The sequence below is a fragment of the bacterium genome, from assembly GCA_031082185.1.
Classification (GTDB): domain Bacteria; phylum Sysuimicrobiota; class Sysuimicrobiia; order Sysuimicrobiales; family Humicultoraceae; genus VGFA01.
This window is the reverse complement of sequence record JAVHLI010000002.1, coordinates 137,118-149,518: the sequence shown is the minus strand read 5'-3', so window position 1 is coordinate 149,518 and position 12,401 is coordinate 137,118. Positions and strand designations below refer to the sequence as shown.

The 12,401-nt window shown below is 67.5% G+C and carries 10 protein-coding genes; all 10 read left to right on the top strand.

Annotation, left to right across the window (positions count from 1 at the left end; genetic code table 11):
- Positions 1–5 precede the first annotated feature (5 nt).
- Genes RDU83_03080 through RDU83_03035 form a run of 10 tightly spaced genes read left to right on the top strand, consistent with a single transcriptional unit; the run spans position 6 to position 12,400 of the window.
- Entirely contained in the window at positions 6–923 is a 918-nt protein-coding gene (locus RDU83_03080) for a methylenetetrahydrofolate reductase (protein ID MDQ7839995.1), read from the top strand.
- Between the two features lie 38 nt (positions 924–961).
- The gene (locus RDU83_03075) at positions 962–1,378 is read left to right on the top strand and encodes a response regulator (GenBank protein MDQ7839994.1); all 417 of its coding nucleotides are present in this window, start codon (positions 962–964) and stop codon (positions 1,376–1,378) included.
- 4 nt (positions 1,379–1,382) lie between these two features.
- On the top strand, positions 1,383–1,808 hold the full coding sequence (locus tag RDU83_03070; GenBank protein ID MDQ7839993.1) for a response regulator: 426 nt from the start codon (positions 1,383–1,385) through the stop codon (positions 1,806–1,808).
- On the top strand, positions 1,805–2,689 hold the full coding sequence (locus RDU83_03065; protein ID MDQ7839992.1) for a methylenetetrahydrofolate reductase: 885 nt from the start codon (positions 1,805–1,807) through the stop codon (positions 2,687–2,689). Before RDU83_03070 ends, RDU83_03065 begins: the two co-directional genes overlap by 4 nt.
- 1 nt (position 2,690) lies before the next feature.
- A complete protein-coding gene (locus RDU83_03060) occupies positions 2,691–3,857 on the top strand; it encodes an ATP-binding protein (protein MDQ7839991.1) in 1,167 nt (388 codons plus the stop codon).
- A gap of 16 nt (positions 3,858–3,873) precedes the next feature.
- The gene (locus tag RDU83_03055) at positions 3,874–8,991 is read left to right on the top strand and encodes an FAD-dependent oxidoreductase (GenBank protein ID MDQ7839990.1); all 5,118 of its coding nucleotides are present in this window, start codon (positions 3,874–3,876) and stop codon (positions 8,989–8,991) included.
- 43 nt (positions 8,992–9,034) lie between these two features.
- Positions 9,035–9,451, top strand: a complete 417-nt coding sequence (locus RDU83_03050; protein MDQ7839989.1) for a hydrogenase iron-sulfur subunit — start codon at positions 9,035–9,037, stop codon at positions 9,449–9,451.
- A gap of 2 nt (positions 9,452–9,453) precedes the next feature.
- Positions 9,454–10,827 (top strand): heterodisulfide reductase-related iron-sulfur binding cluster, encoded by a 1,374-nt coding sequence (locus RDU83_03045; protein ID MDQ7839988.1) that lies wholly within the window; start codon positions 9,454–9,456, stop codon positions 10,825–10,827.
- Positions 10,828–10,843: 16 nt separating this feature from the next.
- Entirely contained in the window at positions 10,844–11,470 is a 627-nt protein-coding gene (locus RDU83_03040) for a cyclodeaminase/cyclohydrolase family protein (protein ID MDQ7839987.1), read from the top strand.
- A gap of 6 nt (positions 11,471–11,476) precedes the next feature.
- Complete coding sequence (locus tag RDU83_03035; protein ID MDQ7839986.1) at positions 11,477–12,400, top strand: bifunctional 5,10-methylenetetrahydrofolate dehydrogenase/5,10-methenyltetrahydrofolate cyclohydrolase; 924 nt, start codon at positions 11,477–11,479, stop codon at positions 12,398–12,400.
- The last annotated feature ends 1 nt before the right edge of the window (position 12,401 follow it).

Below are 12,401 nucleotides of genomic sequence, written 5' to 3'. Positions count from 1 at the left end.
GAACCATGCCCGCCGGCAGCAATTTGGAAGCGGTGCTGTCTGCCGGGCGGTTCGCCGTGACCGCCGAGTTGGGTCCGCCCAAAGGCACCAACCTGGGCGTGGTGGAGCGCAAGGCAGAGATCCTCAGGCACTGTTGCGACGCCGTGAACCTGACCGACAATCAGACCGCCATCGTGCGCATGTCCAGCCTGGCGTGCGCGATCCACCTGCGCCGGATGGGTTTGGACCCGGTGATGCAGATGACGTGCCGCGACCGGAACCGTCTGGCCCTGCAGTCGGACGTCCTGGGCGCCGCGGGTGCGGGCGTGCGCAACTTCCTGTGTTTGAGCGGAGACCACCAGCAGTTCGGCAACCACCCAGGCGCCAAGAACGTTTTCGATCTCGACTCCATCCAGCTCATCCAGGTGCTGGCCGGCATGCGGGACACGCGCAGGTTCCAGGGCGGCGACGAGTTCACCGGAGACATCCCGATGTTCATCGGGGCCGCGGCCAACCCATTCGCCGACCCGCTGCCGTATCGGGTCGTCCGCCTGGCGAAGAAGGTGCGCGCAGGCGCCAATTTCATCCAGACACAGGCCGTCTTCGACCTCGAAATCTTCGGACGCTGGATGGCCCAGGTGAGGGCGCGGGGGCTCCACGAGCAGACCGCCATCATGGCCGGAATCGTACCCTTGAAGTCGGTCGGCACGGCCCGCTACATGCGGGACTACGTATCGGGTATAACTGTGCCCGATGCCATCATCGCTCGGATGGAGGACGCCGCGGATCCCAAGGCCGAAGGGATGGCCATCGCCGTGGAACTAATCGACGCCGCGCGCGAGATACCGGGCGTTCGGGGCGTGCACATTATGGCGGTGGGGTGGGAGGACGTCGTCCCGATCCTGACGGAGCGGGCCGGGCTCCTGCCGCGGCCGCTGATATGACGACATCCCCGGAGGCGTGGGAAGGGGGGCTGGGCTGAATGCAACATCGGATCTTGGTGGTGGATGACGACCCGGACATCACGGTGGTTGTCCGGATGGTACTGGAGGCCGCGGGCTATCAAGTGGAGACAGCGCCCGACGGCGAGGAGGGGCTCGAGAGGGTCCGCCGGGAAGTGCCCGACCTGATAATCCTGGACATGCTGATGCCCAGGCTGGACGGATACGGCGTGGTGCGGGCGCTGAAGGAGAAGCCCCGCTGGGCGTCCATTCCGATAGTTATCTTCACGGCAGTCGGTGAAGAAGCCAGCCGGCGGAGGTACGAGCTGGAAACCGGGCTGGCCATGGACGTGGACGACTATGTCGAGAAGCCGGTGAAGCCGGTGGAACTGCTGCACCGCGTCGGCAAGGTGCTGGAGCGGCGCGGCAAGCGGGCCGGCAACCCGGGAGAGGTGTAGGGCCTTGGCCGGAGACCCCAAACACATCCTGTTGATTGACGACGATGCCGATCTTGTGGAGGCTACCCGTACGGTGCTGGAGAGCAGTGCCTACAAAGTGACCGCGGCCCTCGACGGTGTGGAAGGGCTGCGCCTGGCACGCCAGGATCCGCCCGACCTGATCATCCTGGATGTGATCATGCCGTTCAAAGACGGTTTTACGGTCTGCGAGGAGATCAAGCGGGATCCGGCGCTGGCCGCGGTTCCGGTTCTGATGCTTACGTCGTTCGCCGATCGGCGTGGGGACACCGACCTTCCGGTCAGCGCCGGGTTCGGCCTGGAGGCAGAGGATTACCTTGACAAGCCGGCTCCTCCAGGCGTGCTTCTCGCCCGGGTGGAACGGCTGCTCTCGCGTCACGGCCGGGCGGAAGGAGGGACGGGGACACCATGACCCTGCGAGCGGCCCTGGCTCAAGGCCAGTTCGTGGTGACGGCCGAGGCCTCCCCGCCCAAGGGCACAAATGTGGCAGGAGCCATCGCAGAGGCCGAGCACCTGCGGGGGCGTGTGCAGGCGTTCAACGTTACCGACCAGCAGAGCTCGGTGATGCGCCTGGGATCCCTGGCGCTCTGCTACCTGCTCAAAGAGCGGGGCCTCGAGCCCATCTTCCAGGTCACCTGCCGCGACCGGAACCGGATCGCCCTGCAGTCAGATCTTTTAAGCGCGGCGGCGCTGGGTATTGAGAACGTTCTCTGCCTGACCGGTGACCACGTTAAGCTGGGTGATCACCCGCAGGCCAAGCCTGTTTTTGACCTGGACTCGGTTTCCCTGCTGCGGGCTGCGGCCGGGCTGGTGGCGGGTCAGGACATGGCGGGCAAGAAGCTGGACGGTGCGCCCAACTTCTTCCTGGGCGCGGTCGTCAGCCCCGGCGCGGATCCGGTGGAGCCCCAGCTGCTCAAGATGGAGAAGAAGGCGCAGGCCGGCGCCGAGTTCTTCCAGACTCAGGCCATCTTCGACCCGGACGCGTTCGCCCGCTTCATGGAAGCGGCCGGTCCCATGGGCAAGCCGGTCTTTGCCGGGATCATCATGCTTAAGTCCGCCGGCATGGCCCGGTTTATGAACCGGAACGTTCCGGGCGTGCACGTTCCCGACCGCCTGATCGAGGTTATGGAAACCGCCAAGGATCGCCAGGGAGCTAGCGTGGGCGTTGCCGCGGAGCTGACCCGGCAGCTCCGGCCGCTGTGCCAGGGTATCCACCTGATGGCCATGGGATGGGATCACCTCCTTCCGCGGGTGTTGGAGGCCGGCGGCCTGGCAGCTCAGGGAGTGGTGTAGCATGGTCAACCTGGAAGCACTGGAACGCGCGTTCCTGTTCAGGGATCTACCCGCGGCGCTGCTGCGCCGTCTGGCCGCGCTGGGCGAGGAGCGGTCCTACGCGCCTGGACAGCGGATCTTCCAGGAAGGGGAGGGTGCCACGCACCTGTGCGTCATCAAGGAGGGGCGCGTAGCCCTTGAGATGGACCTTCAGATCGGCAGGACCGAAGCCGGCGAGCGGCGCACCTTTGCCGCGGTGCTGAGTCCCCCTGACTGTTTTGGCTGGTCCGCGATTGTGCCTCCCCATACCCGCACCATGTCGGCCGTGGCGATTCAAGCCACGACGGTCGTGGCGTTCGAGCGCGAGGCGCTGGAGCGCCTGATCGCGGATGACCCTCGGGCCGGGACCCTGCTGCTGCGCGGGCTGGCACAGCTCGTGGGGAACCGCCTGATGGAGGCCAGGTCCAAGTTGAGCTTCGTGATCGCGCTGGTGTCCCACGAGCTGAAGGCACCCCTGGCGGCCGTGGAGAGCTATCTACAAGTGATTCTGTGCGGCTACGCGGGTGATGTCCCGGACAAGCAGCGGGAGATGCTCGGCCGGTGCAGCATCCGTGTGCAGGAGCTGATTGAACTCATCAACGGCCTGCTCAGGGTCTCCCGGATCGAGACTGGCGACTTCTCCGCGGAGATCACCCCGACGTCCGTGCAGGTCGTGATCGAGAAGGCCTTGGAGAACGTGAGTGGCGCTGCGCAGGAGAAGGGCGTGCGTGTGCGTGTGGAGATGCCCTCAGACCTGTCTCTGCTCCACCTGGCGCCGATTAGAATCCAGGAGGTCTTCACCAACCTTCTGGACAACTCGGTCAAGTTCACACCCGCCGGCGGAGAGGTCGTCGTGCTTGTTTGCGATCAGGGGCGCCACATTCAGGTGCGGGTGCGCGACACCGGGATCGGGATTCCTGCATCCGAACTCCCCCGGATCTTCGACGAGTTCTACCGGGGGCAGAAGGCCCAATCTAAGGGGCTGGGACTGGGCCTGTCCCTCGTCAAGAAGATCGTCGAGGCCCACCAGGGTCAGATCTGGGTGGAGAGCCCCCCGCCGGGAGAGGCGTGCGGTACGGTGTTTGCCTTTACGCTGCCCAAGGCCTTGACCGGTCTGGTTTCAACTGCTGATAGGCCGCCGGTGGGGTAGGGGGATGCGGCCTGAGATGATCCAACGCGATGCTCTGGACCGGTGCGCCCTGTTCGGAGGGCTTGGGCCGTCGGCCCGCGACCTGGTGGCCTCGCTGGGGACCGTTGTCTCCTTTCAGGCCGGTGAGCGCGTCTTCTCCGAGGGTGGGGAGGCGCGCGACTTCTGTGTTATCCATCAGGGCAGGGTGGCTCTGGAGATGCGGGCCCCTGAGCAGGGAGAGGAACTGCCCAGGTCGGTGGTCGTGTCCGTGCTGGGAGCAGGCGAGAGCCTTGGCTGGTCCGCTCTGGTGCCGCCGTTCGTGTTGACGATGTCCGCGGTGTGCGTGGAGCCCACCGTCTTGGTCGCCTTCAGCGGTTCTGTACTGCGCAGGTTGATGTCTCTGGACTGGGAGATCGGCTATCCCATCATGGCCGGGCTGGTGGATCTCGTAGAGTACCGTATGGCGAACATCCGCACCCGCCTCACACAGATGCAGGCAGTGGCCACCCATGATCTGCGCTCTCCCGCTGCCAGGGTGACCAGCTACCTGGAGGCCATGCTGGCAGGAACGGCCGGCGACCTGACCGAGGATCAGCGGCACATTCTTGAACGGTGCCGCCAGCGGCTGGCGGACCAGATCGAGTTGCTGGACAGCCTGGTGCGCATCTCCCCACCCGTGCCTGAGGAGCGCGGCGGCGAGGCCGAGGTCGCCACGGAGGGCCCCGACGCCGTTGTGGGCGCGGCGATGGTGGTCGGCGGCGGGATCGCCGGGATCCAGGCCGCGCTGGATCTGGCCGACGCCGGCATCAAGGTGCACCTGGTGGAGCGCGGTCCGGCCATCGGCGGCCGCATGGCCACGCTCGACAAGACTTTCCCCACGAACGACTGCGCGATGTGCATCCTGTCGCCCAAGCTTTCCGGCGTCAGGCTTCATCCCAACATCGAGCTCCACACCCTCTCAGAGATGGAGGGTCTGGAGGGAAGCGCAGGCGATCTCCGCGCGACCATCCGGCATCGCCCGCGCTTCGTGGACCCGCTTCGCTGCACGGCGTGCGGCGACTGCGCCACGGCGTGTCCGATAGGCGTGCCCAGCGAGTTCAACGCCGGACTGGCCCCGCGTACCGCGATCTACCGCTCCTACGCCCAAGCCGTCCCGGGCGCCTACGCGATTGACAAGCGGGGTTCCGCACCCTGCCGCGACGCCTGCCCCATTCATCAGCGGGCGCAGGGGTACGTGGCGCTGGTGGCTCAGGGGCGCTATGAAGAGGCATTCCGGGTAATCCGGATGGAGAACCCCTTCCCTGGGATCTGCGGCCGCGTCTGCAACCACCGGTGCGAGGACGCCTGCTCCCGCAGCCAGGTGGACGGAGCCGTGAACCTCGCGGCGCTGAAGCGATTCGTCGCCGATTGGGCGTATGCCCGGCCGCGCGAGCCCGAGGCCCAGGTCGAACCGGTGCACCCCGAGCGCGTGGCCGTTGTAGGCTCAGGTCCTGCCGGTCTCACCGCTGCCCGCGATCTTGCCGTAAAAGGATATCGGGTGACCGTGTTCGAGGCCCTGCCCGCAGCCGGCGGGATGATGCGGGTTGGAATCCCGGAGCACCGCCTGCCCACGCCGATCATCGAGCGGGAGATCGCCGACATAGCCGGGCTGGGCGTTGATATCCGGTGCAACAGCCGCCTGGAGCACGTGCGCGACCTGTTTGCCGAAGGGTTCAACGCCATCTTCCTGGCCACCGGCGCCCACCGGGCCCGGAAGCTTCCCATCCCCGGGGCAGACCTGCCGGGCGTGCTGGTCAGCACCGACGTACTGCAGAACGCCCGCCTGGGCCAGCCCGTTTCACTGGGCCGGCGGGTGCTTGTTCTGGGAGGAGGCAACGTGGGCTTCGACGTTGCCAGGACGTGCGTGCGGCTGGGCGCCGAGGTGCACGTGGCCTGCCCCGAGGCGCGCGAGGCGATGCCGGCCCATGCTTGGGAGATCGCCGCGGCCGAGGAAGAAGGCATTCGCGTCCACCCGTCCACGTCTTTCGTCCGAGTGCTGGAACAGGACGGCCGCGCGGCGGGCATGGAGTGCCGCAAGGTACGTTCCATGCGCTTTGACGAGGCGCGGCGCCTGCACCTCGACCTCGCCGAGGGCAGCGAGCATGTGCTGGAGGCGGACACGGTCATCTTCGCGATCGGCCTGGCGCCACAGACCGAGCTCACCTCCGGCCTGCCCGGCATCGCCATCACGCCGTGGGGATCGTTGCAGGTGGAAGCGGACTCCCAGTCCGCGGGCTACCCCGGTCTGTTCGCGGGCGGGGACCTGGTCACCGGCACCGCGTTCGTGGTGGACGCGATCGCAGCCGGAGCGCGGGCGGCGCGCGGTATCCACGCCTACCTGCGCGGGACGGCCCTGGAAGCCGACCCTCAGACTACGGTGGCCAAGCTCACCCTGGACGAGGTCGAGGATCGGTTGCTGCGTGGGCAGATACGGTTGCAGCCTCGCTCCGGCGTCCACGAGCTCCCTCCGGGGGTGCGGCGCGCCTCATGCGTCGAGGTGGACGAAGGGTTGACCGAGGAGGAGGCGCGCCAGGAAGCAGCGCGCTGCCTGGCCTGCGGCGTGTGCGCCGAGTGCCTGGCGTGCGTGCAGGCGTGCCGCCGCGAGGCGATCAACCATGCCGAAACCGAACGCGTGGAGACGCTGCGCATCGGTGCCGTGGTACTGGCGCCTGGTATCGAGCCGTTCGACGCAGCGCACGCAGATGCCTACGGCGTGGGCCGTTTCCCGAATGTCCTGACCGGGCCGCAGTTCGAGCGGCTCCTCTCCGCGTCGGGACCGACGCAGGGCCACGTCACCCGACCCTCTGACGGCGCGGAACCCCGCAGGATCGCCTTCCTGCAGTGCGTGGGATCGCGCGACCAGCAAAACCGTTACTGCTCCTCGGTGTGCTGCATGTACGCCACCAAGGAGGCGATCCTGGCCCGAGAGCACCTTCCCGAGGCAGAGTGCACGATCTACTACGCGGACATGCGCGCCTTCGGCAAGGGTTTCGACGCCTACCTCGAACGGGCCAAGCGTAACGGCGTCCGCTACGTGCGCACGCGCGTGGCGTCCATTCGTGAGGATCCGCACACCCGGTCGCTGGTCTTCAGGGTAGAGGAGAACGGGGTTGTGCGCGAAGAACAGGCCGACCTGGTCGTGCTGGCGGTGGGTTTGACCCCGCCCAAGGGCGCCGACGCGCTGGCCCGTGCCGCGGGAGTAGCGCTCAACGAGCACGGATTCGCCGCCACGGTGCCCTCCGCGCCGATGGAGACCAGCCGGAGCGGTGTGTTCGTGGCCGGCGGATTCCGCGGGCCCAGGGACATCCCGGACTCCGTTGTGGACGGCAGCGGCGCGGCCGCCGCTGCGATGGCCGTCATCGGATCGGCCCGGGGGACCCAGATCGTTCCCAAGGTCTATCCTCCCGAGATGTTGCTGGATCCGGAGCCGCGGGTCGGCGTCTTCGTATGCCACTGCGGGTCGAACATCGCCGGCGTGGTGGACGTGGTCGGCCTGGCCGCCCACGCCAGGACGCTGCCGGGCGTGGTCCTGGCCGAGACGTCGCTCTATACCTGCTCGGCCGACACCCTGATCCGCATCAAGGAGGCAGTAATCGAGGAGCACCTCAACCGGGTGGTGGTGGCGAGCTGCACCCCGCGTACGCACGAGCCCATTTTCCGAGAGACGCTGCGCGAGGCCGGGCTCAACCCCTACCTGTTCGAGATGGCCAACATCCGCGACCAGTGCAGCTGGGTGCACCGCGACGATCCCTCCGGCGCCACGGAGAAGGCGCGCGCGCTGATTACAGGTGCGGTCGCCCGGGCCGGCCGCCTGGCCCCGCTGCACAAGGTGCTGGTGCCGATGCGAGATGAGGCGCTGGTGATCGGCGGTGGTGTGGCAGGTCTGACCGCCAGTCTCAACCTGGCCGAGCAGGGATTCCCGGTGGTGCTGGTGGAGCGGTCGCAGGAGCTGGGCGGCCGCCTGCGCGCACCGCTCCTTACCTGGGGCGGCGTGCCGGCCGCTGATTCGCTGCGGGAACTGGTCGAGCGGGTGACCGGCCATCCGCGCGTGAGGGTTCTGACCGGATGCAGGGTTGTCTCATCCCACGGCACGGTCGGCAACTTCGAAACCACCGTGGCAGGCCCGGATGGAGATCACAGCTTCGGGCACGGGGTGACCGTCATCGCCACCGGCCTGCAGGAGTGGAAGCCCGCGGTCTACGGGGCCGGTGAGGACGCACGCGTGGTGACGCTCTCGGAGTTTGAGGCGCGCCTCATGATCGGTGGCGGGTCGCCTCCGGAGACTCCGGCATCGGTGGTCATGCTGTTGTGCGCCGGCCCCTGGGACCGCATGCCCTTCTACTGCAGCCGCACCTGCTGCGCCCAGTCCCTTGCCGCCGCACTGGCGTTCAAGCGGGCGAACCCCGAGGTTCCTGTCACGATCATCGCCCGCGAGATCCGGACCTACGGGTTTTCCGAGGAGCTGTTCACCCAGGCGCGGGAGGCCGGGGTCGTGGTCTTCCGCCACTCGGCCGAGGAGCCCCCGCAGATCACGCGCACTCCCGAGGCCACAACCGTCACCGTGCGAGACCAGGCGCTCGGCGAGGAGATAACCCTGGACGCCGGCCTGCTGGTGGTGGCGCCGGCTCAAGTGCCTTCGGACGGCGCGTCCGACCTAACCACGATATTCAAGGTGCCGGCGTCCGCGGACGGCTTCTTCCTGGAGGCCCATGTGAAGCTGCGGCCGGCGGAGTTCGCCAGCGAGGGGCTGTTCCTCTGCGGAGGCGCTCACTACCCCAAGCCGCTGGACGAGGCGATCGCCCAGGCCCTGGCCGCGGCCGCCCGGGCCAGTACCCTGTTGTGGCGCGACAGCCTGGAGGTCGGCGGCGTTGTGACCGCGGTAGACCGCGACCGCTGCACAACCTGCCTCACCTGCCTCCGGGTGTGCGCCTACGACGCAATATCGTTTGATGCCGACGGCATCGCCGTCATTGAACCCACCCGCTGCCAGGGCTGCGGCCTGTGCGTGACGGTATGTCCGGGTAGCGCGCTCAGCCTGGGGCATTACTCGCGAGACCAGATGCTCGCCAAGATTACCGCGCTGCTGGGCGAGATGGAGGTCGTTCGTGTCAACTGACGTTGCCCAGGCCCCAACGGAGGCCGAGGCCGCCCCGGCCGGGGTGGAGGTCGTGGCCTTCTGCTGCTTCTACTGCGCCTACGCCGCCGCCGACCTGGCGGGCGTAATGCGTCTGGCCTATCCCCCCAATGTGAAGGTGGTTCTGCTGCCGTGCACCGGCGGAATTGACCCCATCTACATCCTGCGCGCCTTTGAGGCCGGGGCCGACGGGGTGTTCGTGGCAGGGTGCCTAGAAGGGCAGTGCCACTACCAGGTAGGCAACTACCACGCCAAGGCACGGGTGCGGTACCTCAAGGAGCGCCTCGACGCGGTTGGCATCGGTGGGCAGCGCCTGGAGATGTTCAATCTCTCCTCGGCCGAGGGCCCGCGGTTTGCCGAGATAGCCCGAGAGATGACCGAGCGCATAACCGCGCTGGGCCCGACGCCGATTAAGCGGGCGCGGACCGGAGCAGATCTGTGACGATGCCAACCGCAACCCGTTCCATGACCCGTTCTACGCTTGCCCACGAGGTCCGGCAGGAGAGCGGCCAGGATATCCCACTCTGCTTCCAGTGTAAGGTGTGCACGAGCGGATGCCCGCTGGCCGCGGAGATGGACCTGGCGCCGCACGCCGCGATGCGCGCGCTGCAGCTTGGGGTTGACGAACGGCTGCTGCGGAGCAACACCTTCTGGCTGTGCGCTTCCTGCCAGTCGTGCACAGCGCGCTGCCCCCAGGGGATTGACGTGGCCCGCGTTATGGATGCGCTGCGGATCGTCGCCGCGCGACGGCGCATTCCCGCGCGCGTGCCCGAGGCGCTGATCTTCACGCAGGCAGCGGTTCGCAGCATCCGCCTGTTCGGGCGGCTGTTTGAAGCGGGCGTGGGAGCAGAGGTCAATCTCCGGATGCGCCAGCCGCTCCGCCAGATGAAGTTCGCGCTCCGCATGCTCAAGGCGGGCAAGCTTCGACTGGTGCCCGACCTACCCGGTCGCCCCTCGGACAAACAGGCGGAAACGGGCGAGATCGCATACTACCCCGGGTGCGCGCTGCACGGCAGCGCGAGGGAGTACGACACCTCCACGCGCGCGGTGGCCGCCAAGCTCGGGGTGAAGCTGCGAGAGATCAGCGGGTGGCGGTGCTGCGGGGCCACCGCGGGGCACCAGACTTCTGCCGAGCTAGCCCTGGAGCTACCGCTGGCCAACCTGAGCCTTGCCGCCCGGGCAGGGCACGCCGCCGTAACCGCGCCCTGCGCCGCCTGCTTCTCCCGGCTGCGTCATGCCCAGGTGGAGGCCGCGGACCAGGCTCCGCAGGCGCTGCGCGTGCAGCACCTGCTGCACACCTTCCTGGAAGGCGGGGTGGAGTCGGTCCGTGCCAGGGTCCAGCGTCCGCTGCGGGGCATGCGGGTGGCCTGCTATTACGGCTGCCTGCTCACGCGACCGCCCGCGGTCACCGGCGCAGCGCGCCCCGAGTATCCGATGGAGATGGATCATCTGATCCGGGCGTTGGGCGGGGTTCCGGTCCCCTGGTCGTACAAGACCGAGTGCTGCGGGGCGGGACACGCGGTCGTGCGCCCTGAACTGGTTATCGAACTGACGGGGCGCATCTTGCGGGACGCTCAGGCCGCCGGCGCAGAGGCGTTGGCGGTAGCCTGCCCTCTCTGTCACAATAACCTTGACGCCCGGCAGGAAGAGGCGGCGCGCGCCGCCGGTCTGCCACCCATGCCGGCCTTCTACTTCACTCAACTGATGGCAATTGCATTTGGCCTCCAGGAGCGTGCTGCGGGTCTTGAGGGTCTGATGACCGATCCGCGCCCGCTGCTCCAGATGAGGGGACTCACCGGCAGCGGTGCCGAGATCTGATCACAGGGAGGTAGACATGTACCCGGACATGCCAATCGATGAGTTTCTGGCCAAGCTGGCCTCGGCCGCCCCGGAGCCGGGAGGCGGGGCTGCGGCCGCGCTGACCGCGGCCACCGGCGCCGCGCTGATCAGCATGGTGGCCAACCTGACCGTAGGCAGGGAGAAGTACGCGGCGGTCCAGGCGGAGATGGAGCAGGCCAGGGATCGGGCCGACGCGCTGCGAGGGGAGTTCTTGGCGGCCATTGATCAGGACGCCGAGTCGTTCCGACGGGTGATGGAGGCCTACAAGATGCCCCGCGAGACCGATGAGCAGAAGGCTGCCCGCAAGGCGGCAATCCGGCAGGCCCTGCGCGAGGCCTCCGCGGTTCCGGCCGGGGTGATCCGCCTGTGCGAAGAGGTGGCCCGCTGGAGCAAAGTCGTGACCGAGAAGGGCAACGTGCAGCTTATCACCGACGCCGCCATCGCGGCGCTGCTGGCCGACTCAGGGGCGCAGAGCGCCGCCCTCAACGTCAAGATCAACCTGGGGCCGATCGGTGATCCCTCGTTCACCGGTCCGCTGTGGGCAGGGATCCAAGCCAGCCTGGAAGGCATACGGGCGGTGCGCGACGAGGTGTTGAAGATCACCTACGAGAGGCTTGGGTGAGCGCCGATGGCAGAGATCATTGACGGCAACGCTATCGCCGAGGAGATCAAGTCCGAACTCAAGGTCGAGATCGCCCGGATGCAGGCGGGGGGGCGCAATCCGGGCCTGGCCACGCTTCTGGTCGGAGATGACTACGGCGCGAAGATGTACCGGCGCCAGGTAGAGCGCACCGCGGCAGAGATAGGGCTGGCCTACAGGGACGTCTCGCTACCGGCAGAGGCCACGCCGTCTGACGTTCTGGGTGGTATGCACGCGCTCAACCAGGACCCAACGGTGCACGGTATCCTCCCGCTGCGGCCATTCCCCAAAGGTATACCTGAGGCGCCCGTGCTCGATGCGATGGACCCTGCCAAGGACATTGATTGCCTGCACGCGATCAACGCCGGCCGCCTGTCCCTGGGGCAGCCCTTGGTCTACCCCGCCACCCCATGGGCCTGCTATGTCCTGCTGGAGCGGTTTTACGCCCGCAAGGGGCTGGATCCGAAGACGGCTTTCGAGGGCAAGGAGCTGGTCATAGTAGGACGCAGCAACATCGTGGGCAAGCCAGCGTACTTCCTTGCGCTGGAGCGAAACGCGACGGTCACCACCGTGCACTCCTTCACTTCCAAGGCCGGTACCCTGCCCGCGCACACGCGCAGGGCCGACATCCTGATCGTCGCCATGGGTAAGGCCGAGTTCATAACCGCTGCGATGGTCAAACCGGGCGCCATCGTCGTGGACGTGGGCATCAACATGAAGCCGGTTGTGGACGGCGCGGGTCAGCCCGTGCTGGACGACCGCGGCCGTCCCAAGAAGAAGACGGTGGGCGACGTTGCCTTCGACGAGGTCCAGGAGGTCGCGGGCGCCATTACACCCGTACCGGGTGGTGTCGGATCGGTCACCAACATGCTGCTCATGCGCAACGCATTTCGAGCCGCGGGGAGGGTTTGAT

What these genes read in the sequence shown, in the direction of transcription:
- RDU83_03055 (MDQ7839990.1), top strand. Translation starts at nt 3,874, where the DNA reads ATGATCCAACGCGATGCTCTGGACCGGTGCGCCCTGTTCGGAGGGCTT.
- RDU83_03080 (MDQ7839995.1), top strand. Translation starts at nt 6, where the DNA reads ATGCCCGCCGGCAGCAATTTGGAAGCGGTGCTGTCTGCCGGGCGGTTC.
- RDU83_03075 (MDQ7839994.1), top strand. Translation starts at nt 962, where the DNA reads ATGCAACATCGGATCTTGGTGGTGGATGACGACCCGGACATCACGGTG.
- RDU83_03035 (MDQ7839986.1), top strand. Translation starts at nt 11,477, where the DNA reads ATGGCAGAGATCATTGACGGCAACGCTATCGCCGAGGAGATCAAGTCC.
- RDU83_03065 (MDQ7839992.1), top strand. Translation starts at nt 1,805, where the DNA reads ATGACCCTGCGAGCGGCCCTGGCTCAAGGCCAGTTCGTGGTGACGGCC.
- RDU83_03040 (MDQ7839987.1), top strand. Translation starts at nt 10,844, where the DNA reads ATGTACCCGGACATGCCAATCGATGAGTTTCTGGCCAAGCTGGCCTCG.
- RDU83_03045 (MDQ7839988.1), top strand. Translation starts at nt 9,454, where the DNA reads ATGCCAACCGCAACCCGTTCCATGACCCGTTCTACGCTTGCCCACGAG.
- RDU83_03060 (MDQ7839991.1), top strand. Translation starts at nt 2,691, where the DNA reads ATGGTCAACCTGGAAGCACTGGAACGCGCGTTCCTGTTCAGGGATCTA.